The sequence below is a fragment of the Mycoplasmopsis agassizii genome, assembly GCF_002276225.1.
Classification (GTDB): Bacteria; Bacillota_I; Bacilli_A; order Mycoplasmatales; family Metamycoplasmataceae; genus Mycoplasmopsis_B; species Mycoplasmopsis_B agassizii_A.
In genome coordinates this window covers 14183-37956 of the sequence record NZ_NQNY01000015.1, presented here as the reverse complement: position 1 = coordinate 37956, position 23774 = coordinate 14183, and the positions used below count along the sequence as shown (strand labels likewise).

Sequence of the window (23774 nt, the reverse complement as noted above, 5' to 3'; positions counted from 1 at the left end):
TCAACAGTTTTATCAGCAACTGAAAGTTTATATTCAGGAGATCATGCTAACCCAGGTAATTCTGGTTCAATGGTAGTTGATGCTAACTTTAAAAACTATGGGATTTTATATGCCTTTATTCCAAATTTACCAGGCGGAGCTAGAACTTCTGTACATCATTTAATTCAGCATGATCCTTATGCACGTTCAAATGTTTTAGAAAATCAGCGCCCTAATGTTAGATTAGAACTGATTGAAATTTTAAAGAAAAAAGGTATTAAAACACTTAATCTAAATCCTAGTGATCCTAAATAGTCATTTAACAACACTTTTTACAAGTGTTGTTTTTTTATTGCTTTTAATAATTTTAGATAGGCTTGCTAATTAATTACTAGTCAGTTGTTTTAAATTAAACTAATTATTAATTTTCTTTATTTAAATTAGAAATTAAAATTTTTTAAAAATAGCATATTTATGGCAAAAATGTACAAAAATGTGGCTTTTTCGCTAAAACAAAAAAAAAAAAAACGGGCATACAATTGAATTAGAAGAGAAAAATCTTTACTAAGGGCTTATTTATGAAAAGAAGAAAATTATTAACTATTATGTCATTGCCACTTGCATCGTTTGCAGTTTTTGCAACGATTGCTTGTACACAACAACCTGCACATCCAACTACAAATGCAGAAACAATTATTAAAAACTTACCTGCAGAAGTTAAAGCAAATTTAGAAAATAATGAACTAAATAAATTAAAAGACAAACTGCAAAATTTAGATAAAGATGTTCAAACATCTTTCTTAAATTTATTAGATCAATCTAATAAAAAAGTCTTTGAAGATGTTTTAAAAGATGGTTATAAAATTTCTAAAATTACTTTATCAATTGTTGATAAATCTAATTCTTCTTTAACAATTTATTTAAGTGTAAGTAAAGCTGAAGATGTTAAAAACAAGACAATTAAAATTGTTGATTTAAAGCAAACTTCACAAACACAGAGTCCTAAACCACCTAATGGTGATCCTAAAAAAGATACACCTACTCCACCTAGTGATAATCCAGATCCTAAAAAAGATAAACCAAACCCTCCTAGTGGTCAGCCAGTTAATGATCCTAATCCCCCTGTTGAAACACCGCCTGCAACAGACAATCCTAATCCACCTGTAACTGTTGAACCACCAAAAACTGCTCCAGAAAAACCTATAACTACACCTATTCAAGGTGAACCAACGCCTCCAGATCAAACTACACCACCTGCAGAAAATCCTAATCCACCTGAAACTGTTACACCTCCAAAAGTTAAGCCTGAATTACCTGTAACTCCACCTAAGGATACACCTTCTAAACCAGTACTACCTCCAAAGAATTACGTACAAAAATTTGAAACTGATCTAAAAAAATTTCAAGGTTATGAAATTAAAACTGAATTAAATTCAGGTTTACCAACAACTAATGATTATCTTTACGATATTGAAACTAGATTAACTAGCGAAAGAAAAAGCAATGTTTGAACAGCACAAAACGAGAGTGTTAAAGGTCGAGTTAAATGAGAAGATTTTCAACGACCAATTCCTAATTTAGATGCTCCTGAATGAAATCCCAATCAAAATACTTTTAACAGTGCAAAAGAGCAAAGAGATGAAATCCTTGCTAATAGTTTTAAATTAAATCCAAATCAATCATTTGCTCAATCATACAATTTTTGATATAACCAAAAAATCATTGCGACTCGCAATTATTTAAACATAGCAGGAAGTGGAACTAATCTAGATAATGTTTCTGAAGCACCACAACCTCTTAAACCAGAACAAGCAGTTAAAGATCGTGCAGTGGAGATGCAAGAAAGTGATTTAAAATTCGATTTAAATTCACTAAAACATCTTGTTAATAATAATGAGATGGGTCAAAATCCAAAAATGTTTGGATGAAAATTAATTACTCTGAGTGATGAAATTAGACTTAATAAAAAGTCTATTTTATCCGATCACGTTTTTGAAAATGACATAAAAGATCAAGATAAAAACCTGAAATTATTTCAAGAAGTTGCTAGTGATATTAGTAATATAAAATTTTATGCAGATGCTATTTCTAATAAAACAGGAACTATGACTTTGTATGTAACCTATAAAAAAGGTACAGAAGATAAAGCTTTCAAAATTGATCTAGATAAAACAAATGTTGACTTAAAAAATGATTATGATTATATTAAGTTTTTAAGCGACCGATCAATTTCGCTAACCTGAACTTACGCAGGATGGTTTGATGAAAATGATAAGTATGATGATGAAAAAAATGATACATGAAAAATTCATAAGACAAGGTTAGAGAATAATATAAAAAATTTTAAAAGTATTTATTGAAAGGATAAACCTGATAAAGCTAAAGATTATTTTGGAACAAGAGGAAATTATGGATTAAAATTTTCTCGTATTTTTGGCTCAGGTGGTACAGCCTGGCTTGTCGATAAAATTGTTGACCCAAGCCTTCCTAGTGGACAGCATGCCTTCATAATGGCTACTAATAAACATGTTTTAGACATTGGAACATTAGCAGGTACTGAAGTCTCTTATGGATTTCGGGGATATCAATTCAGTGGTAAGGTATCTAAACAAAAACCAATAGAAGAATGAGCAAAAACTCGAGATGACTATAAAGATTACCCTGGAATTAATGAACAGAATTATCAGCAAATGCTAAAAGATGATCCAAATGCAGAGGACAAAATTAAAAATTTTAAAAAACAACTAGAAAATATTAAACAATGAGAAGAAGATGCACAAAAAGCGATAAATAAGCAAAATAGTTGATTAAAAAATTCAGGTTTTTATTCATTCACATGAACAAAATTTAAAATAGATGATTATTCAAAAACTAATAATATTGCTTCTAGCGATTTAATATCTTCTAATAAATACAATAATGATTCCTACGCCGAGCATAGCAGTTATCCATATCAAAATCAAATTGTGCCTAGCGACTGAAATAAATTTTACAGTAATAATGTAGTTAATTTTTCAAGTCAAATGTTTAAAGATGGAGAAGGTAGAACCAAATTAAACGCGACTGATAATGATCCAACATGAATAACTGAAACACGTAAAAATTTCATTAATAGTATCATCTATATGCCTCAATATACAGTAGGACATATTGAAAAAAATAGTGGTGCTCAGTTAAATAAAAATATTGGAGGTGGTATTAAAAGAGAAGAACAAAACAATGAATATACCTATCAAATAATGGGTCCTGATTTAGTACTTGTCAAAATGGTATTTAAGGATTCTGATTTAAAGAAAAGTTGACCTGCCCTTTATGAAATTCTACAAAAACCTAATGAAGAACAGAAATCATGATTTAAAGCGCTTGACCTAAACCCTAGAACGGATGATCGAACAAACTCATACATGGCTGGTTATCCTGGGACAAATACTAGAGATGGATCTAGAAGAATTTTTTCATGGCGTGCTGCTGATAAATCAGCAACTAGTTCAATGCGTAATTCTTTTGTAGAAATAGGAACAACCAGTAATACTCAAAAATTCTTTAGAGATTGAGATGAGCAAACTTATAAGAAATATTACGCACCTTATGATCTAGGTGGTAGATATAATGAAGATAATTTTTTTGACTATCCAAATAGTACTCACATCTCAAACGAAAATAATGGTTTATATACAACAACAGTTTTATCAGCAACTGAAAGTTTATATTCAGGAGATCATGCTAACCCAGGTAATTCTGGTTCAATGGTAGTTGATGCTAACTTTAAAAACTATGGGATTTTATATGCCTTTATTCCAAATTTACCAGGCGGAGCTAGAACTTCTGTACATCATTTAATTCAGCATGATCCTTATGCACGTTCAAATGTTTTAGAAAATCAGCGCCCTAATGTTAGATTAGAACTGATTGAAATTTTAAAGAAAAAAGGTATTAAAACACTTAATCTAAATCCTAGTGATCCTAAATAGTCATTTAACAACACTTTTTACAAGTGTTGTTTTTTGCAACTTGTATATGTTTTCAGAATATTTTACTAACTAAAATAGTACAAAAAAATCATCTAGTTTAAACTAGATGATTCACTTTTTTACTTATAAAAATCTTCTCTTGTAAGATCTTTTGAATAACCGTATTTTAATCAATTAATGATTACATCACGCATAGTTGCATAATTACGATGTCTATCAACTGAAAGATTTTTTGCTTCATGATTACGTATAGGATCAACTACGTTAGTTAGACCTCAATTACTTTTATCCATTTCATAATATAGATAAGCAATTAAACTTACACGACCATAATTTCAATATCTAACCCAATGACCTGTATCACCAACGATAGTTGAAATTTGGTTTCAATCTTGAGTATAAAGATTCATACCTGTTGCTGTTAAGGCTGTTCTTTTTTCATTAAACGCCTTCATGAATCCACGGTTACTTGATTCAGTGATGTAACGAGAAACTTCAATAGTTCCATTTAGCCCTGTTCAAAATAGACCTTCAGGAATGATTTGTTTTGCTCATCATAAGATTAATGCCACGAAACGATAGTTAGCATTAAAGTAAGGGTTTAAAGTGTAATCTACAGTCGGATTAGCAATTTGTCAACTTGCTTGTGCTTGAGCAACACGATAAGTGATTGCTTCCATAAATGAATAAACAAAGTCAATTGCTTTTTGCACATTAGCAACTAAATCATTAACATCTAAACCAGGAATTGCTAGTCCTGCGCCTGAAGTATTATCAGTTGCACTAGGAGTGGTTGACCCCCCTTGTGAAGGATTAGCAACTTGATTAGTTGCACTACCTATTTTTGCTCCTGGGTGCACAAATCCTAGTAAGATGTCATAAATTCCGTTATTAGTTTTTGTCAGGTCACTTCTAGTAAATAATAAGTTGAAAAAGTCTGCAAAATATTTACCATGTTCTTCGCTATTAAAGTAATTTAAAATATTATTTGCTAGGTTAATTAAACTAGAAATTTGTAATCCTGATGAAGTTGAAATATGTTTTAATAAGGTGTCAAAAATCTTATTAGTAATATTAACTAATTGGAAATTGCTTACTTTTGAATCAGTAATTTCATCAACTGTTTCTTCAATAATTTCAATTATTAATGGATTATCAATAAGTTGTTGTAATAAGGTTTTGAAGAATGGAATGTATTGTGATTCATCGCCTGGTAATAAATTAATCCCTGCGTTTTTAAACATTGGATTAATAAAGACAGCCATTACATTTTCTAAGTTAGAGTCAAAATTATTTTTGATTACATTTTGCATTAATGCAACTAAGTTTTTCTTAACAAAAGCACGTTCTCGATTAAAGATGAAAGCGTATAAGCTATCTCAGTTGGTGAATTTTTCTGTTCAATTGTTTTTAGCAATATCTTCAAGCACTTCAAAGGCTTTTGTATAAAGTGCCTTAAATGAATCTTGGGCAAAAAGATTTGTTGCAAAACCACCTAAACTTTTAGCAAATAAACTATTATCATCTGGATCAAATGAAGTTGTGAATTTTTCTAAGAAGCGAGTGTTTTTAAATAATCTAGTTAATAATACATATAGATTTTGCCCTAATTGGCTTGCTCTTCCATTTGCAAAATGTTTTGAACTAAGTGCCAATTTAAATGTATTTCAAAACATGTTGTCAGCATCTAAGACAGTTAAAATAACCGAGTTAATTAAGCTGTTATTCGCAAAAAATGATTCACCGTTATTTGTATTACTTTCGGCTGCTTGAATAAATCTATCAAAGATAGAATTAATAAATTGTCCATCGCTAAATAAAACAATAGCATCATCTAATACAAGATAAATTGCATCTATTTCTTCATCAGAAAAAGGAGTTTCCATTTGCTCTCCAACCATTTTTACTAATGATTTAACAGCCCTTTCAAAAGTTTTATTACCTGAAACTTTTTCTAAAGTATTTTTAATAAAGTTAACGACTGTATTTTTATTAATTCTTAAGAATTGAATTACAAATTGATCTAGATTTTTAGCATCTTGATAACGATCTTTATTTGTGAAAATACTTCTTAACATTTCTTTTATAAAAATAGTTGTGTCTTCACTATTAATAATTAATCTAATTAATTCATTAACATTTTCTTGATCAGATTCTAGTTTAAATAATGATGCTGAAAACCCTTTTAAGATGTTGAAAACAAATTCACTTTTTAATAATGAATCAATTGTTAAATCAACTAATTCTGCATTTCTAGCAGCAGTAATATCATCTTTTAATAATTCACTATTTGTGATTGCTTTAACTACTTGGAAAATAGTATCAGGACTTGATAATAGTTCGGAAATTAGACCTTCAAAAGAAATAACTGATTCACCAGATGTTTTAATTTTTTGAATTAAAATTTTAGGTACTTCAGAATTCATAGTTGCTTTAACTAAATTAATAATTAATTGAGCAATATTATTTTTCTGAGTAGTTGTTAATTCTGAACTTAATTGAGGTAAGAATAAATCAGTTGAAAAATTAAATATTTTTAATAATGAATCTAAATTATTGGTTGAGATTTTTTCAAAGATATTTGCAATTAAAGGTAGCATTTTTTCTGATTTATTTTTTAAGAAATAAATAATTAATTGTTCGAAGTTTTGGGCTTTTTCGAATCATGAAAAGTCAACAAAAACAGCATCTAATAATTGATCAACAATTTCTTTAAAACTGTCTTCATTAATTGCTGTATTAACAATATCTTTGAAGGCATTTTTTAAATCATTATTTTCAATTTTTAGGTTTTTGAAAATTAATTCAAAAACAGATTCATTTTTAAGAGCAACAAAAATAATTGATTTTAGATTATTTTTGAAAGTTACATTTAAAGCATTATCTTTAAATGCATCTGAAGATAAAATTACTTTTAATAAATTCAATAAACTTTTATCATCAGCAAAATATGAATTAATTAAGTTGTTGAAAACATCTGAAACAGATAAAGTTTTATCTTTTAAAGATACTTCTAATTGAGCAATTAAAGTTGGAATTAATCCTGATTCAGAAACGATTCTTGAAAAATCACCAATCAATTGATAAATGATTTTTTCTTCATCATTAGTGAAGGTAATATTTAATGATTTAGCAATTAAAAATAATGGTTTTGAAAAAGTGATTTGGAAATTAATATCTTTAACTAGGTAATTTGTAATTACATGATTTATATAATTAATAAATGTATTTTTATTTTTGCCTAAATAGGTAAGCACAATTTCATTTAATGATGCTAGTGATTTATATGAATCAATATCTAAAATTAATGAATCAATAAATGCCGAAATAAATGATTCAGTTTCTTTATCATCAATTAATTTTGTGAATGCATTTTGAATAATGTCAACTGTTTTTTCATCAGTACTTGCTGAGAATAATTGTAAGAAAATTTTAGCTAAAGATTTTTTAAATGTAGGGTTTGTTTTTAAAACAGTAAATACACTTTTTAGTGATTTTGATACATCTTCGCGATTAGTTTTTTCTTGTAAATATGATCCATTTGCAAAAGTTATGATTAGATCATAAAGACCTTTTTCACTAAAAATGTAATTGCTCATTAACTCATCAAAAGTTTCAAATTTTGAATTTTGTTTAATTCTGTCGATGTAATCATTTAAGAATTTATTGTCAAAAATAATTAATAAGAATTTTGAAATTGCATTATTAACCACTGCCAAATCATCTTTAGAAAATACAAGGTCATAAGAAGAACCCAAAGTATTTAAAACCATTCCTAGGGATGAATTTAATAATTCTGAATAATCAGTAACAACTTTATTTAATAATTTTGAAAGTGAGTTAGTAATTGCAGAAACATCCTGTAATTTAATGATGTTAAAGATTAAATCACTTCAACTATTTGAAATTAAGAAATAGCGATTTGAATTTAATGCTATTTCTAAAATTTGATCCATAAATGCCTGGAATTCATCACTACCTAATAATCTTCCTGCATCTTTTGAAATTGCGTTGTAAATATCTGAATTTGCAGGAATAAATCCTAGGCTAGTTAATAAATCAGCTGAAGCCTTTGAATTTGAAACTAATGCAGCAAAAATTTGCTTAATGCCATATTTTATATCATTTTTAGTTTCCTGATTTTTTCACTCACTTGAATTAGCAATGGTTTTAACTAGATTGAAGAAACCATTATCTAAATCCACAACATTAAAAACTAATTCTTCAATTGTTTTAAATGAAAGTGATTTGTTTTGTAATGTTGCTTTTAATTTTTCTAGAACTGTTTTATAAATATCTGATGAAGCAATAACTTTACCAAATGATTGTAATAATTTTTTAAATTGAGTTAATGCTGCATCATCAATTGAAAAGTTATTTAATTTTGCATATTTAATTAACTGAGCAAAAATAACTTGATTTAAAGCACCTTCTACAGATGTTAATTCAGCTGTAATTTCACTTAAATATGAATTAACTACAGTATCGTTTTTGCTTAAAAATAAAACGATAACATCTTCTAACCTTTCTTGATCTTTATATAGATCAAAATCAGTAAATAGACCATTAATTATATTTTTAATAAATGAAGCAGTTTTATCATTTTCAACGATTGCTGAAACTAAGATGTCGATGTTTTCAACATCGATAAAATCAATTTTCAATTGACTTTTTAAGATGCTATCAATTTGACCTGTAACAAACTTTTTAACACCTGTGTTTCTTAATAATAAGTATGTGATGAAGTTTAAATTTTCTTGATATGTTGATTTATTTTCAGGGTTATTTCAAAACTCTGCTTTTAATAAAGTCTTCACTAATTTTCAAATTGATTCTGATGTGAAGAATAAATCACCGAATAACTGTGTTAATGATTTAAAACTTGTTTTTGAAGTAAGTAATCCTTTTTCAATAATATCAAATGCTGCATCAGCAATTTCACTTTGTGCAACAATTGTCATGCTTTGTTTAAAGAAAGCTGATAAACGAGAACGATTCTCTTCCGATAATTTCAATTCAAAAAGATGATCAATTTGTTTTGTAAATAAATCGAAAACTAAACTTGATGCACTTGAATTAACAAGCATATTAATTAATGATTTTATTTTTTCAGCAAAAATTTTTCTGTCTTTGATAACTGCTTTAAAAATAAATTGATTTAAGTTTTCAACTTCATCTAGTCATACGTTATCTTGAGAATTAGTTGCAGTATTTATTAATGATGTTATTAAAGTTTTAATATCTTCTAATGAAAAAATTGTTGTTCAAGTTGTTCTTAAAATTAAATGTTCAGCAATTGATAAATGGTTAACTATATCACCAACAATGAAATTCATGATATCTTCACTTTTAACTGTTTCTAAAATAAATGAAGTTAGAGCAGTTGTAAAGTTTTCTCTAGTTTTATTATCTAATCATGTTGTACTTCTTAAAACAGTTTTTATTAATGAATAAAAACCATTTTCTGTGTCAAGCACATCTTCTAAAATTTCATTTAAATTAAATGCTTTATTTGATTCAATATTTCTTAAGAATTTTGAATAAACATCATTAATTAATGTGCTATGACTTACTGCTTGTAAAAGGGTTGAAATTACTGTACTAAAATTCTTAGATTGAGCATCATTAAAACTTAGTTTTACCCCCGGCAATAACTCTTCAACTTTTGATAAAGCAACAACTGATAAACTTGAATTTAGAGTTGCTAATTTTGATACTAAATAATTTAAATAATCAACAACATTATTACGTTGTGATGTAAATAAGAAATTTAAAAATTTATTAAATGTATCAAATGAATTATATCTTTGTAAATTTGAAAAAATTGAATTAACAAAATTGTCTAAAAACAAAATTGTTTTAGGATCATCTAAAATTTCAGAAATTAAAATATTTGTATGGTAAGCAAGTTTTTCTTTTTCACTAGTATTTTGCGAAATTAATAAACTAGAAATCATTGTTCTAACTGTTGTAGATTTTAATAATGATTTAATAACTGATTTAAAAGTTTCGGCAACTTTTAGATTGTTATTATTCACTTTTAGATATTCACTTCTTAATAATGATTGTAAGATTTTAAATAGTCCGTCACCACTTGTTAAACTTCCAATAACATGGTTGATTAATACGGTAAAATCGAGAGAATCGCTTTCTTTTAGTGAGGTAATTACTTGTTCAAATACTAGATCAAAAAGATCTGAATTAACTGCTGTTAAAACTAAATCATTAACTAAAACTAAAATTTGTTTTAAGTCACTTGAATCTAATTTTATTCCATTTGATTCTAAAAGTCCCTTACCTATGTAACCAAATAGAGCTGAAAATTCAACAGGTTCATCTTTACTTAAAGTTGTAAAAATTCCTTTAATTAAATTAATAAATGTTGCTTTATTCTTGTTTAAATAAATAACAAATAATTCTTTGAAGTTTTTTGTTTTTGCGTATTCACCTTGATTATCAAAAACATCGCTAACTAATCCATTTAAAAATTCAACTAATAAATTACTATTTACAATTGCTTTTACAAGTGGAATTCCATTCTCTGTTAAAACTGATTTAGGTAAAAGCCCTGCAATAAAATCAACACCTTTATTTAATAAATCTTTTTGGTTAAATAAGTTTGTAATAATCTTTTTAATTATGGTTTGTAATTCAGTGTTTAATTCTTTTTTAGCAAAGATATTTGAATTAAATAATGACACTAATAAACCGTGAAAATTATCTAAATCAGAGATAGCAGAAAGTGCTGAATTAATAACATCTGTTGAATCTAATTTAACTTTATTTTTTAAAATTTCATTAGATGTATTTTGAAAATTATTTCATAAATTTGAAATGAAATTAGAATCATATAATTTTAAAATTACGTTATCTAAATCTTCACTATTTTTTGTAAAGAATTTAAATAACTCTTGCTCAGGATCAACTAATTTAATTGCATCTGATGATAAAAGCATTAAAGTAACTGACTTTAATGTATTTTGAAAACCACTTCTTGTAATAATACGAGAAGGGAATTGTGATGTATCAAATAATGATTCATATTTTGTAATTAACTCATCATTTGCTCTAGTTAATTCTTCATTATTAACACCTAAAATAGTTTTAATAACTTCAAAATCTGTTTTAGCAAATTTAATTGTAAAACTATTTTGATCGCTATCTGTTTTAACATATTCTTCATCTCAAGCAGTATTGATTGAAGTTTGATTAGAATAAAGAGAACGATTAATACTTAATTTTAAAAGTACATCTTGAGCCATTTTTTTATATCCAATTTCAGTTGGGTGAATATCTAAAATTTGACTTGTGTACAATTTTGCATTGTTGTCTCAATCATTTTCATCATAAACATTAATGTAATTAACTGAGTCATTTAAGGTTGAACGATCTTTAATTAAACCATTTAAAATACCTAATAAATATTTACTTAAAGGTTTCCCAGGTTCAATTTCAACACCTTTTGTTAATTGATTAACAGTTTCTAATAATCTTAAAAAAGGCATTGGATAAGATATTAAATTAATTTTAATATCTTTATTATAGGATTTAATATTGTTGATCAATTCAGTATATGAATTTCTGATTTGGGTTCTTACTTCAGTTAAAATTGGAACGACAATTTCAATCAAACTTTTCATGTCAAAAGAACCACCTGCTAGTAGTTTTTGAAAATCAATTGTGCCAATTTGATTGAATAAAATGTCCATGAAATCATTTGCACCCAGTGAAACAGTTAGTAAGTTAGCTGAAGTTAAACGTGCTAGAAAATCGCTTCTAAATTCACTAAAGCCTTCTCCTAAACCTTGGGCAATTCTACCAGTTGTATCGTTACTAAATAATTGATTTCAATCTTTTAAAGTTGAACTTGTAACACCAAAATTTTTATAAGCAGTTAATTTACCTGGTTCAATTTGATTAATAAATTTAGCAATAAATGAAGGAAAAGAAAGTCCGTCAATTTGGCTTTCACCATTGACAACTTTTAATTCTCCTGGATAATCAGTTGCTAGTTTTGCATTAAAACCAGCAGTAATTGAATCCCCAAAAGCAACGTATTTAACTTCAGAAGAAATTAACTTATTTTCATCAACAGTTGCTTCAACACTAGCATTAATTGTTGCAGTTGCATTATTACGGCGCACTACTAAATTAGTATTAATATCTTTAGCAAGTTTTGAATTTGCTTGTCCTGATAAGATCGGATCATCTTTAGCGGGTGGTGCAGGATTTACAGTTCCTGGATTATCACTTTGGTTGTTATTGCGTACACCAATAACAATTCCAACTGCTGAAGCTGCAGCAACTGCTGTTGCTGCTGCACCAATTAAAATAAGTTTACTTTTTTTATTTAAACTCATATTTATACCTCCAAATTCTTTTTCTAGAGTTTGCTTCTCTAGTTAATTAAAAAGAATTTATATTAACCTTAAATTTGTGCTTATATTTTAGCAAAAAAAGAAAATTTAGATTTTTTTATAAAAAAGCAGGCGATTTTTATAAATTTTGTCTTTAAAGTGCTTATAAAATAATTATTTAAATCTAATTTGCTTTCTATGTAGCACATCATTCTAGCAGAATTTTAGCCGATTTATAAAACTATTTACTTTGAAAAAAATCAATTTTTTAATTTAATAAAATAAAAATGTAATTAATATAAAATATACGGGATTAAAATTTATGTAAAGGAAATATTAAATTTATGAAAAAACTAACTATTGTTAAAAGTCTAGTACTTACTGGCGGGGTTGTTGCAGTAGGTGCAGCGATTGCCGTAATTGCTATTAAGGTAACTGAAAGAAATTTTGATACTAACGCTTTCTTTAAACAAATCGAAGATGGTATTCGTGCAAAAGTTAATACACAAATAGATGGTAAAGGTAGTGACCTTTATACAAGTAACGATACTAGCGATCAGTTAAAAACTAAACTGGGTATTGTTGATATTAAAGCTTCAAATCCCGATTATACTTTCACTGTAAGCGTTGCAACCTCAAGTGATACTAGCGTGTTTTTTATCGTTAATATACTAAAAAACGGTGTAATTGAATCACCACATGACATTATTATCACATTTAAAGGTGGAACAACAGCTGCAACAACTAGTTAATCAATAACCTTAAAAACTACTTTGCTTTTAAAAAATATGAAAATTTCAAATGAAGAGGCATTAAGCATCTGATTTGATAATTACAAAAATCAGCCATATGCTTATGACTTAGATAACAACTTAATCTTAAGAAATAGTTATAACAATGATTCAATTTACAGTTGAAACATTGATTTTTTTAATTCTGATGATTTAGAGCAAACATATCTAGCTAGTTCAAAATTTATTAATGAAAGAAACCAGCGTGATCAGTTTATTTCAAGTAGTGGCATTAACTACAAAGTTTCTAAGACTAAAGATGGAATTTACTCGTGAATTTCAAAAGATAAAATTCTTGACCCTGATTCAATTGAAAACGTAGATTACTATTTAAAAAACCTAGCTTTAAAAGATGAAATTTATACAAATCTTTTAACAGCAATTCAGTTCAAAGCATTTACTAAAGAAGTTCAATCTAAATTTTTATTTTTTATTAATAATTATTTAAATGATGAGAATTTAATTTTTACAGACATAGAATATGCAAACGGAAATAACTTAATAAAGTTATTATTTAATGTAAGAAACGAAAAAGAAAGTGAAGCAATTGTTAATAAATTAATTAATTTACAAACGCTAATTCCTTTATTTGTCAAGATTATGAAGAAAGCAAACTCTGAAATTTGAGAAGATAATGTCTTTTTAAAAGCAGGATATTATTTCAATCTTTATGCAGTTGAATTTCCTAATAATGAAAACTTAGAAGTTATTAAAAAAAATAATATTTCCACCTATAGCACCGTTTCAAAAAACAGTTTATACCTAAATAACAAGCTTTTTGAGACCTTATTAACTTATGGTTACAAGAAAGAATTTTTCCTAAATGCTAATGAATTAACGATTGAACGTTTCTACATGTTGAACATGGCAAAACGCTCTTTTAGAGAGTACGTGGAAAAATACGTAAGCAACGAATATGAAAAAAAACTGAAAAAGTAGAGCAATTTTCAGATTTTTTTGATATATTTAAACATAATGAAAAAAATAGTATATAAAGACATTGCCGATAAAGCGGGAGTTAGTATAAGTACTGTTTCACGATACTTTACTAATGGGTATATTTCTGATAAAAATAAGAAACAAATCTCAAATACACTAGATCAAACAGGTTATATTAAAAATTTATGAACTAAAAAAGATGTAGATGTTAAAAATATCTACTTCATTTCTAAATCTTTAAACGATAACGATTTAATTAAAATTATTAATTCAATTGATGATACAACTAGAATTAATCAAAATGAGTTAATTATTACAGCTGCTACTAATGAAGCAGCTGAATATGTTAAAGAAATTAAAAAGATTTTATCTCGCTCACCAAAAGCAATCATTCTAATTAATCCACCACGTGGTGAAGTGTTAACTAGATATTTGCAAAATATTAAAAATATTGTGCAAATTGTTGTTTTTGGTCTGCAAATCCCTAACATCAATTCTATATATATTGACTATAAAAAATTAATCAGTGAATCTGCTAATAAATTTATTGAAGAAACAGGAGATCGCAACTTAGCTTTAGTTACTGACTATCGCCAAACTCCTGCAACTATTAAAGAACAACTGATTGGTTTTACAAGTTTTTGTAAAAATTTAGAAGCAGCAACTTGTTCAATTAAATACTTTGATAACCGTGTTAATCAATCTGTTAAAACTGTTGTTAATGATCTAAAATCTAAAAAAATCAGAAATGTTATTTGTACCACTCACGATGTTTTTCAAAATATGCTAGTTCATAATGTTGATGGCTATTTCCATTTAAGTGATATTGGTTATAACACAATTCATGATTACAATAATAGTTACTTTTTAAAACAATTTATTGATTATCGTTACATTTGGTTACAAATTGAAGACATTATTATTAAAAATATTACTAACACAAATGTCATTATTAAAGGTGAATTAATAAAACCTTCAACCAAAGAAGTTGTATGATAAAACTAGGCTCACACGTAGCTTTTTCAGCTCCTGGTTATTTAAGTAAAGCAATTGAAGTTAGCATAAATAATGGTGCTAATTGTGCCATGATTTATTTAGGTGCACCCCAAAACACTAGACGTGTTGACGTAGTTAAATATAACTACGAAGAATATTTAGAAAAATATTCAAATATCATCAAAAATGAAGATATCGTTGTTCATGCTCCTTATATCGTTAATCCTGCTAACCCCGAAAAGCAAGATTTTGCAGTTGAATTTTTAACTTCAGAAGTTTTGAGAATGCATGAAGTAAATTTAAAATATTTAGTTTTGCATCCAGGTGCTTTTACTAGTTTTACAACAGAAATTGCTTTAGAAACGCTTTCAGGTTCATTAACTAAAATTTTAGAAAATACTTCTCATACTAAGGTTGAAATAATTTTAGAAACAATGGCAGGAAAAGGTAGTGAAATCGGAAGAACTTTCGAACAATTATTAGAAGTTATTAAAAACTTAAATAATGGTCGTTTAGGAATTTGTCTTGATACTTGTCACATGTGAGATGCTGGTTATAACTTAAAAAATTATGATGAGTTTATGTCTGAATTAGAAAATAAGGATGTTTTAAAACATGTTAAAGTAATTCACTTAAACGATTCAAAAAATCCTCTTGGCGCACAAAAAGATCGCCATGAAAATATTGATAAAGGTTATATTGGTCTTGAAACTTTAGCTAAATTTGTCCATGATAAACGATTTGATAATATTCCAATTATTCTAGAAACACCAATTCCTGAATCAGGTCCTATTTATGATCAAGAGATCAAAATGTTACTTGAGAAAAAGTAAGTTTATCAAGTCAAAAAAATTTAAATAAAAAAGCAAGTTTAATTACTTGCTTTCTTTTTTGTCTTTATTCTCATCGCTGTCATCAGGATTTTGAATTTTAACTAGGCTTCCACCATCTTTTTTACCATCACCGATATCAGAAACCAAGAATGAACCTGAACCATTAATTTGTGTTCCTGAACCTGGATTATCAACTAAAATTTCAACTGGACCTTGAGTTTCAGGTGGAGTAACTTGCACACCATCTAAATAGTCTTTAGTTATTTTATATACACGTTTTGCAACTGTGTCATTTGATGTGTATGAATATAAAACAGAAACTGCAGTAGCAGAAATCGCTGCTACTGTTACCACGGCTGAAAGTGATACTATTCACTTTTTACTTAGTTTTCTTTTTAATTTCATTTATATCCTTATACTTATATTTTAATACTTTTTGGATTTTATTTAATAAAAATTCCAAAACTTCTTTGAGCAACTTTTAGGAGTATAATAGTTCTACTTATTTTTTTATTTAGATTTTAAAATATAAAAAAGTTATAAAAGCAATAAAAAAAGAAGCAAATGCCTCTTTTTTGAAAATTCAGTTTATTACTTAGCGATTAATTCCACAACTTTTTCATTATGTGCAACTAAATATTTGTCACCAGGTTTAACTCCATAAGGAATTAATGCAGTATTTGCTAGTGAATAATCATTCTTAACAATTGAATATAATTTTGGAGAATGTAATGAAATAAAGATTGAACTTGTTACTCCATATGAACCTAGAAGCTCAACATCTTTAACTAAACCAATAATTGGTGCATTAGGTCTTAGCATTGCAACACGTTCTAGTAATTTACCTGTATCAGATAAAACAACTACGAATTTATATTCACCACTCATTGTTTTATTAACGATTTCAGCAGCAATTTTTGTACGGTGATCTTTAGGTGCAATTTCTAAAATTTCTTCAAGTTGGTGTTTGTAGTAAAGTTTGTCGTAGAAATCTCTTTCTGCTCTCATGTTAATTGTTGACATAACTTTAACTGCTTCAACTGGATATTTTCCATTTGCTGATTCACCACTTAACATAGTTGAATCTGCTCCTAATTCTGTTGCAAAATAAACATCAGTTACTTCAGCTCTAGTAGGATGTGGATTATTTTCCATTGAGTCTAACATTTGAGTTGCAACGATAACTGGTTTACCTTTTTCACGTGAAGCTCTGATCATTTTCTTTTCTCAATATGGAACTTCGTAGTAAGGGATTTCAAGTCCTAAATCACCACGAGCAACCATAATACCATCACTAGCTTCAACAATTTCAGTTAAATTATTGCACCCTAATTGTGATTCGATTTTTGAGATAATTTTGATTTTTTCTCCACCAAGTGAATCTAATAAATCTCTTAATTCTTTAACATTTTCTTTTGAGTTAACAAATGAAGCAGCAATGTAGTTTACTTTTTGTTCTACACCGAATTTAATATCTGCTTTATCTTTTTCACTTAGAAATGGTAATGAAAAAGCAACACCTGGTAAGTTAATTCTCTTGTTTGATTTTACTTTATGTTGGTTAGCTGCTCTAACATAAACAATTCCTGACTCGATTTTTTCAACTGTTGTTGTTAATTTACCATCATCAACTAAAACTTGGTCTCCGACTTTTAAATCTTTGTCCATACGGTATTCAACTGTAAAAAATTCTGAAGTACCTTCTAGATTTTGATAATCTTCAGGCATTGTTAAAATTCTAACTAATGAATCTCTTTCAATTGTTTGAATACCATCTTTCATTTTACCAACACGAATTTCTGGACCTTTTGTGTCTAGCATTAATGAAATAGGTACATTTAAATCTTTTGAAACCTCGTTAGCAATTTTGAATTTGTTACCTTGTTCAGCATAATCTCCGTGGCTAAAGTTTGCTCTAATTGTTGTTGCTCCTGCAAGAACTAATTTTTTTAAAACATCATAGTTATCTGATGAAGGACCAATAGTTACAACTAACTTTGATCTTTTTTCTGTTAAGTACATTTTTCTCCGATTCTTAAAACTTTTAAATATTTAAAATTTATTTAAATTATAACAAAAAAATATTTTTCTTAATTAGAATTATCAGAGAAAATTCAATTTTTTTGTTGCAGAATGTAACCAAAAAATATTTGGCTAATTGTGGAAAATGTCCTCCAAAAAGATATACATGTTTAATATTTTTATGAAAAACATGTTTTGAAAAATAATTTATTCTTGCTTTTTGTCAGTTAAACTAAATAAAGCAGGTGTTGTTAAATTTTCTAAACTCTTGGAAACTAACAACTCAAAGTTTCCTAATATTTCAGAATTATCAGGATGTTTTAATCCAATACTTAATATTAAACTTTGTTCATTTTCTGGATTAACCTTAATTTCTAGTATCTGAATAGTTGCTCTAACTTTTGAAGCATAAGTTTCTTTAAGTGGAAAAACTGAAAAATTTTTAGTAGTTTCTTTTGCTTTTTCAATGAAAACTTCTTCAGAATTAATTTCTTTATCATCTTCTGTGTAATAAAAAAATGCCCCATATTGCTTTACGCTATTTTCTTCATTATTTTGTGCTGAAATTTCCAACCTAGTTGCTTCTAAAATTGTTTCTTTAATTTCTTCGCTAGAATTTTTCATAATTACAACTAAAGGAACTACCAATGAAATTACAAAAACGATTGCTATTGATGGATAAATTCAAAGTGAATGTTTAGTTAAAAAGTTTTTAATTTTTTTAAGCATTATTGTCTCTATTATCTTATAAAAAAACATTTCTAGCAAAAACTAGAAATGCATTTTTATTGATGAAATTAAATTATTTTAATTTAATTCTGAAAGCTTTTTCACCTAAGAATTCCGATTCTGCAGCTAGGTCATTTTCAATTGTTAATAAACGGTTGTATTTTGCAATACGGTCTGTTCTTGATAATGAACCTGTTTTAATTTGTCCTGTGTTTAGAGCAACAGCTAAATCAGCAATTGTTGTATCTTCAGTTTCTCCTGAACGGTGTGAAACAACTGCAGTATAACCTGCTTTATGTGCCATTTCAATTGTGTCTAATGTTTCAGTTAATGAACCAATTTGATTTAGTTTAATTAAAATTGAATTCATTGCTTTTTCTTCAATTGCTTTTGCAAGGATTTTTGAATTTGTAACAGTTAAATCATCACCAACAATTTGTAATGTATCGCCATATAATTTAGTGAACTTTTTAAATCCTTCTCAATCGCTTTCAGCAAAACCATCTTCGATTGAAACAATTGGGTATTTTTTAACTAATGAACCTAAGTAGTCACTTAATTCATCGCTAGAAAATTCTAATTTTGCTTTAATGTCTTGGAAATTAGGGTCTTTTGACTCAATTTTTGCTTTTAGTTTTTTGAATGTATATGTTTTAGTTTCTTCATTATATAATTCACTTGAAGCACAGTCTAAAGCGATTGCAACTGCATCTTTACCACTTTTAGCAGGATTTAATCCTGAAACTTTAATAGCTTCAACAATTAAATCAAGCACTTCTTCATGGCTTTTTAAGTTAGGAGCAAATCCACCTTCATCACCAACTTGTGTTCCATGTCCTGCTTTTTTAAGTAATTTAGCTAGGTTATGGAAAACATGGTTTGCCATTTGAATTGCTTCTCTAAATGATTTTGCACCTACAGGCATAATCATAAATTCTTGAAAATCAATAGTGTTTGAAGCGTGTTCTCCACCATTAATAACATTTAACATTGGTAAAGGTAAAACGTGTGCATTTGTACCACCAATATAATTATATAAAGGAATGTTTAATTCATCTGCTGCTGCTTTAGCAACTGCTAATGAAACACCTAAAATAGCATTAGCACCTAATTTAGATTTGTATTCTGTTCCATCTAAATTTAGCATTGCACGGTCGATTGCACGTTGTTCAAAAACGTCCATTCCGATAATTTCTTCGTAAATGCGTTCATTAACATTTTCAACTGCTTTTGAAACACCTTTACCACCAAATCATGCTTTGCTGTCACCATCACGCAACTCTAATGCTTCACGAGAACCAGTAGATGCTCCTGAAGGAACCATTGCTTTTCCATAGCCCCCTTCTTCAGTATAAACCTCAACTTGAATAGTTGGGTTACCACGTGAATCTAAAATTTCGATTGCACGAATATCAATAATACTTGACATATTTTCTCCGATCAAAAAGATTGTTTTTAATTTGTTTTTATTGTACAAAAAAACTTAATGTTTTGTATCTTAAAATAACTATTTTTTTGCTAGTCATTTGATAATTTGAAAATTGTGGACTGTTACACAATTTTCAACTAAAAAACCTTTAAAAAAGTTATGCATTAAATGAATGAACACCTAAAACACTAGCAAGTAGTCACTTTTAAAAAATTTGAGTTTTTGTTTTATAAAATTATTCACTTCATAAAAGAAAATTTAACTATATAATTAATAACATGAGCCAAGAACTTTTAGATCCACGTTTAGAACTTGATACATTTAAAACAGAAGCTTTAAAAACTGTTAAACCATTGTATAAATCTTTACTTACACAAAATCAGCAAAATAAGTATAAAAATATTAACCTGGCATCAGGTTGACTGTTTTGAACCTTATTTTCAATGTCTTTAATTGTCTTTTTAGTTTTAGGAGCAATTATTGCTTATTTAATTTATACAGGTGAATCTTTTTCATCTGCAGGAGTAATTGTGCTAATAATAGCAGCAGTTATTATGCTCTTAATTTCAGCATTTTTAATTTTTTATAGCACTTATAAAAAATTAAACGCCCATAAAAGAGAAACTAAAAAACGTTTTAGTAATTTACAAGTGATTAATGAAATTGTTAAATATCTACCAGGTTTAGCTGTGCAAGATATGAACGCTGAAGCAGAATTTGACTATAAAAATCGTGTCTTAAAACCACTACATCATAGTTCAAAAATTTCTAAAAAAAGTCCATTGGTGAGATTATGAGTTGAAGGTAAACACCAGTGATTAATGCAAACTTTTAATTTTTCTTGAACAGATGTTAATGAGAAAAAAAGTCGCATTAAAAACTGAACTCAATTATTTGTTAGCGATATTAATCTTGATATTAATAACCGTTTAGCTTCATTTAACTACCAGTTTTTAAACCCTAATATTCCAATTGGGGTTGTGCCAGTTTTTTTAAATAAAAACTTGCATCAAAAAACTAATTTCTATGTTAACCGAACTGAATTTTTAAATAAATTTGCTAAAAGTTCAGAGAACTTACTACTAAGTTTAATCCCTAATGTCTCACCTCAAGATATTGAGATTGAAAAAATTAATAAGAAAATGTCATTAGTTTTACAACAGCAAAAAACTTCATGATTATTAGTTAATGGCAAAATTGGTCCTTATCAATACAATAAAATCGATGATCATCTAAACGCTCTTTTAGATGATGCTTACAACATGTATAAAATGCTTTGCTTATTATTTTTACCTCTTAGCATCTATCAAAATCGTGTCATGGCTAGCGAAAAAGAAGTAGTTGGTGAATTAACTCAAATTCTAAACGAGACCTTGCAAGAGCGAACACGCTCAAATGAAGTAAGAAGAAAAACTGCAGAATTATTTAATGATGCTAATTAATCTGCTCTAAGACTTTTTGAAAAAATTCAAATATAATTAATATAATGTTTTTATTATTTAGATAAAAACATTTTTATTTAAATTAAATAATAAAGAACTTAAATTAAGGGGATATATATATGTTACAAGTTTCAAATTTATCAAAACGTTTTAGTGATAAGAAATTATTTGAAAACGTTAATTTACAATTTTATGAAGGAAATACCTACGGTATTATCGGTGCTAATGGTGCTGGAAAAAGTACTTTTTTAAAAATTATTTCAGGCGAAATGGAAGCAACTAGCGGTAATATTATTTTAGCTAAAGATAAAAGGATTTCAATTCTTAGTCAGGATCATTTTGCTTATGATGAATATAACGTTACTGATGTAGTAATCATGGGTAATGAATTACTTTATAAAATTAATCAGGAAAAAGATGCTATCTATATGAACCCTGATGCTACTGAAAAAGATTATGAGCGTGCAGGTCATTTAGAAGAGCAATATGGAATGATGGGTGGTTATACTGCTGAAAATGATGCTCAGCAACTTTTATCATCTTTAAAAATTGATAAAGAAAAATGAAATATTCAAATGAAAGAATTAAAGGCTAATGAAAAAGTTAAGGTCTTATTAGCAAAAGCCTTATTTGGAAATCCTGATGTTTTAATCATGGATGAGCCGACTAACCATCTTGATTTAGCTTCAATTAGATGATTAGAAAGATTCTTAAGAGACTATCCAAATATTGTGATCGTTGTTTCACATGATAGTGACTTTTTAGATGAAATCTGCACACATATAGTTGATATCGATTTTGGTGAAGCAAGAATGTTTACGGGAAATTATTCTTTTTGAAAAGAATCTTCTGAATTAGCACTTGAACTGCAAAAACGTTCTAACATGAAAAAAGAAGAACAGATTGAAAAACTGAAAAGTTTTATTGCTCGCTTCTCAGCTAATGCTTCTAAATCAGCACAAGCTACATCTAGAAAAAAAGAACTAGAAAAAATTACAATTGATGAGTTAAAACCTTCAAACAGAAAATACCCTTTTATTCAATGAGACATTAATCGTGCACCTGGAAAACAAATCTTGCACGTTGAAGATTTATCTTTAAAAGCTGAAACAGGCGAATGATATTTTGAAAATGTTTCTTTCACTTTAAACCCTTATGAAAAACTTGCTTTATTAGGTGATGATGATATTGCTAAAACAAGATTTTTAGAATGTTTATTAGGTCTAAGAAAACCAACCAGTGGAACTGTGCAATGAGGAAAAACTATTAAGACAACTTATTTTCCAACTGATAATAGTAATTATTTCACTGATAATAATGAAACTATTTTAGAATGACTTTCTAAATGACCTTTAAGTAATGAAGTTGCTGAAAATAAAGATAATTCAGATCATCGTATGCGATCATTTTTAGGTAGAATGCTTTTCAGTGGAGATACAGTTTTTAAAAATGCCGCAGTTACTTCAGGGGGAGAAAAAGCACGCTTAATGTTTTCCAAAACAATGCTTGAAGAGTCAAACTTTTTATTGCTAGATCAGCCACTTGATCACCTTGATACTGAATCAATTGATTCAGTTATTGAAGGACTAAAAAGTTATAAATCAGGAGTTATTTTTACTACTTATAATAGTACCTTAGTTAAAAAAGTAGCCAATGTAATTTTAGAATTAAATGGCAGTGAATCATACTTATTTAGAGGCACTTTAGAAGAGTATGAACAAGTAAAAGGATTCTAATGAAAAACAGCAATTTGAATGTAAAAAGATATAAGATAATTTTTAATTCTTTGTGAAGAATTAAAAATAATTTGGAAAAATTATTAATCAATATAAGAGGTGTTTATCAAAGTTTTTTAAGTAAAGAATTAACTGATAATTTGACTTCCTTAAATAAAATTATTTTTAATTTTTCAAATACATATAAAAATAATAATCCAAGAGACATTTTAAAAGTTGATCTTGATTATTCTTTAATTGAAGAGCTTAATTTTAATGTCCTGGATTTTGATAATAACTATCTAGATCTATTAGAACAATTAATAGATGATTTTAAATTTTTCCATTCTTTATTAGAAAGAAATCAAAGTGTTTTTGAAGCACAAAATTTAAAAAGTTTAAGGTCATATTTAGCAATTTCAATTGAGCGTATTTCTGATTTAAATAAAAATATTTATACTACCAGTAATTACGATAAATTTAACCAAACAGACAACTATGTTTTAAAAGATTTAACTAATTTAAAACAACGTCGAGTTGAACTAAAAACCCCTGAAAACTAGGAAAAAGA

14 protein-coding genes are annotated in these 23774 nt (G+C 27.6%); 9 read left to right on the top strand and 5 right to left on the bottom strand.

Translation table 4 applies throughout. The annotated features are described in order from the left end of the window. Both CJJ23_RS05080 and CJJ23_RS04175 read left to right on the top strand, forming a co-directional pair. Positions 1-294: hypothetical protein (locus tag CJJ23_RS05080; RefSeq protein WP_180738035.1), on the top strand; the 294-nt coding region annotated here is incomplete at its 5' end. A gap of 263 nt (positions 295-557) precedes the next feature. Beyond that, positions 558-3950: a proline-rich domain-containing protein gene (locus CJJ23_RS04175; RefSeq protein ID WP_095335097.1), complete on the top strand. Its 3393-nt coding sequence runs from the start codon at positions 558-560 to the stop codon at positions 3948-3950. A 119-nt stretch (positions 3951-4069) separates the two neighbouring features. Here the strand turns inward: CJJ23_RS04175 and CJJ23_RS04170 are convergent, their stop codons facing one another. Continuing rightward, entirely contained in the window at positions 4070-12310 is an 8241-nt protein-coding gene (locus CJJ23_RS04170; protein WP_095335096.1) for an SGNH/GDSL hydrolase family protein, read from the bottom strand. Positions 12311-12651: 341 nt separating this feature from the next. On the opposite strand from CJJ23_RS04170, the gene CJJ23_RS04165 reads away from it, so the two are divergent. Genes CJJ23_RS04165 through CJJ23_RS04150 form a run of 4 tightly spaced genes read left to right on the top strand, consistent with a single transcriptional unit; the run spans position 12652 to position 15866 of the window. Then, the gene (locus CJJ23_RS04165; RefSeq protein WP_095335095.1) at positions 12652-13059 is read left to right on the top strand and encodes a hypothetical protein; all 408 of its coding nucleotides are present in this window, start codon (positions 12652-12654) and stop codon (positions 13057-13059) included. Positions 13060-13095: 36 nt separating this feature from the next. Further along, complete coding sequence (locus CJJ23_RS04160) at positions 13096-14037, top strand: hypothetical protein (RefSeq protein WP_095335094.1); 942 nt, start codon at positions 13096-13098, stop codon at positions 14035-14037. A 36-nt stretch (positions 14038-14073) separates the two neighbouring features. Next, positions 14074-15036, top strand: a complete 963-nt coding sequence (locus tag CJJ23_RS04155; protein WP_084232127.1) for a LacI family DNA-binding transcriptional regulator — start codon at positions 14074-14076, stop codon at positions 15034-15036. Beyond that, positions 15030-15866 (top strand): deoxyribonuclease IV, encoded by an 837-nt coding sequence (locus CJJ23_RS04150; RefSeq protein ID WP_095335093.1) that lies wholly within the window; start codon positions 15030-15032, stop codon positions 15864-15866. The genes CJJ23_RS04155 and CJJ23_RS04150 overlap by 7 nt, the downstream gene beginning before the upstream one ends. A gap of 42 nt (positions 15867-15908) precedes the next feature. On the opposite strand, the gene CJJ23_RS04145 is transcribed toward CJJ23_RS04150, so the two are convergent. From CJJ23_RS04145 to eno, 4 genes are all read right to left on the bottom strand, one after another. Continuing rightward, positions 15909-16271, bottom strand: coding sequence for a hypothetical protein (locus CJJ23_RS04145; RefSeq protein ID WP_095335092.1), 363 nt, complete (start codon positions 16269-16271; stop codon positions 15909-15911). Positions 16272-16457: 186 nt separating this feature from the next. Next, positions 16458-17888 carry a pyruvate kinase gene (pyk, locus tag CJJ23_RS04140; RefSeq protein ID WP_095335091.1) on the bottom strand — a complete coding sequence of 477 codons (1431 nt, stop codon included), beginning with the start codon at positions 17886-17888 and terminating at the stop codon, positions 16458-16460. A gap of 207 nt (positions 17889-18095) precedes the next feature. Next, complete coding sequence (locus tag CJJ23_RS04135) at positions 18096-18617, bottom strand: hypothetical protein (RefSeq protein ID WP_095335090.1); 522 nt, start codon at positions 18615-18617, stop codon at positions 18096-18098. 73 nt (positions 18618-18690) lie between these two features. Further along, a complete protein-coding gene (gene eno, locus CJJ23_RS04130; protein WP_095335089.1) occupies positions 18691-20046 on the bottom strand; it encodes a phosphopyruvate hydratase in 1356 nt (451 codons plus the stop codon). A gap of 278 nt (positions 20047-20324) precedes the next feature. Between eno and CJJ23_RS04125 the strand changes: the two genes are divergently transcribed. From CJJ23_RS04125 to CJJ23_RS04115, 3 genes are all read left to right on the top strand, one after another. Beyond that, positions 20325-21488 carry a hypothetical protein gene (locus tag CJJ23_RS04125; protein ID WP_095335088.1) on the top strand — a complete coding sequence of 388 codons (1164 nt, stop codon included), beginning with the start codon at positions 20325-20327 and terminating at the stop codon, positions 21486-21488. A gap of 119 nt (positions 21489-21607) precedes the next feature. Next, positions 21608-23224: an ABC-F family ATP-binding cassette domain-containing protein gene (locus CJJ23_RS04120; RefSeq protein WP_095335087.1), complete on the top strand. Its 1617-nt coding sequence runs from the start codon at positions 21608-21610 to the stop codon at positions 23222-23224. Beyond that, on the top strand, positions 23224-23766 hold the full coding sequence (locus CJJ23_RS04115) for a hypothetical protein (RefSeq protein WP_095335086.1): 543 nt from the start codon (positions 23224-23226) through the stop codon (positions 23764-23766). The genes CJJ23_RS04120 and CJJ23_RS04115 overlap by 1 nt, the downstream gene beginning before the upstream one ends. The last annotated feature ends 8 nt before the right edge of the window (positions 23767-23774 follow it).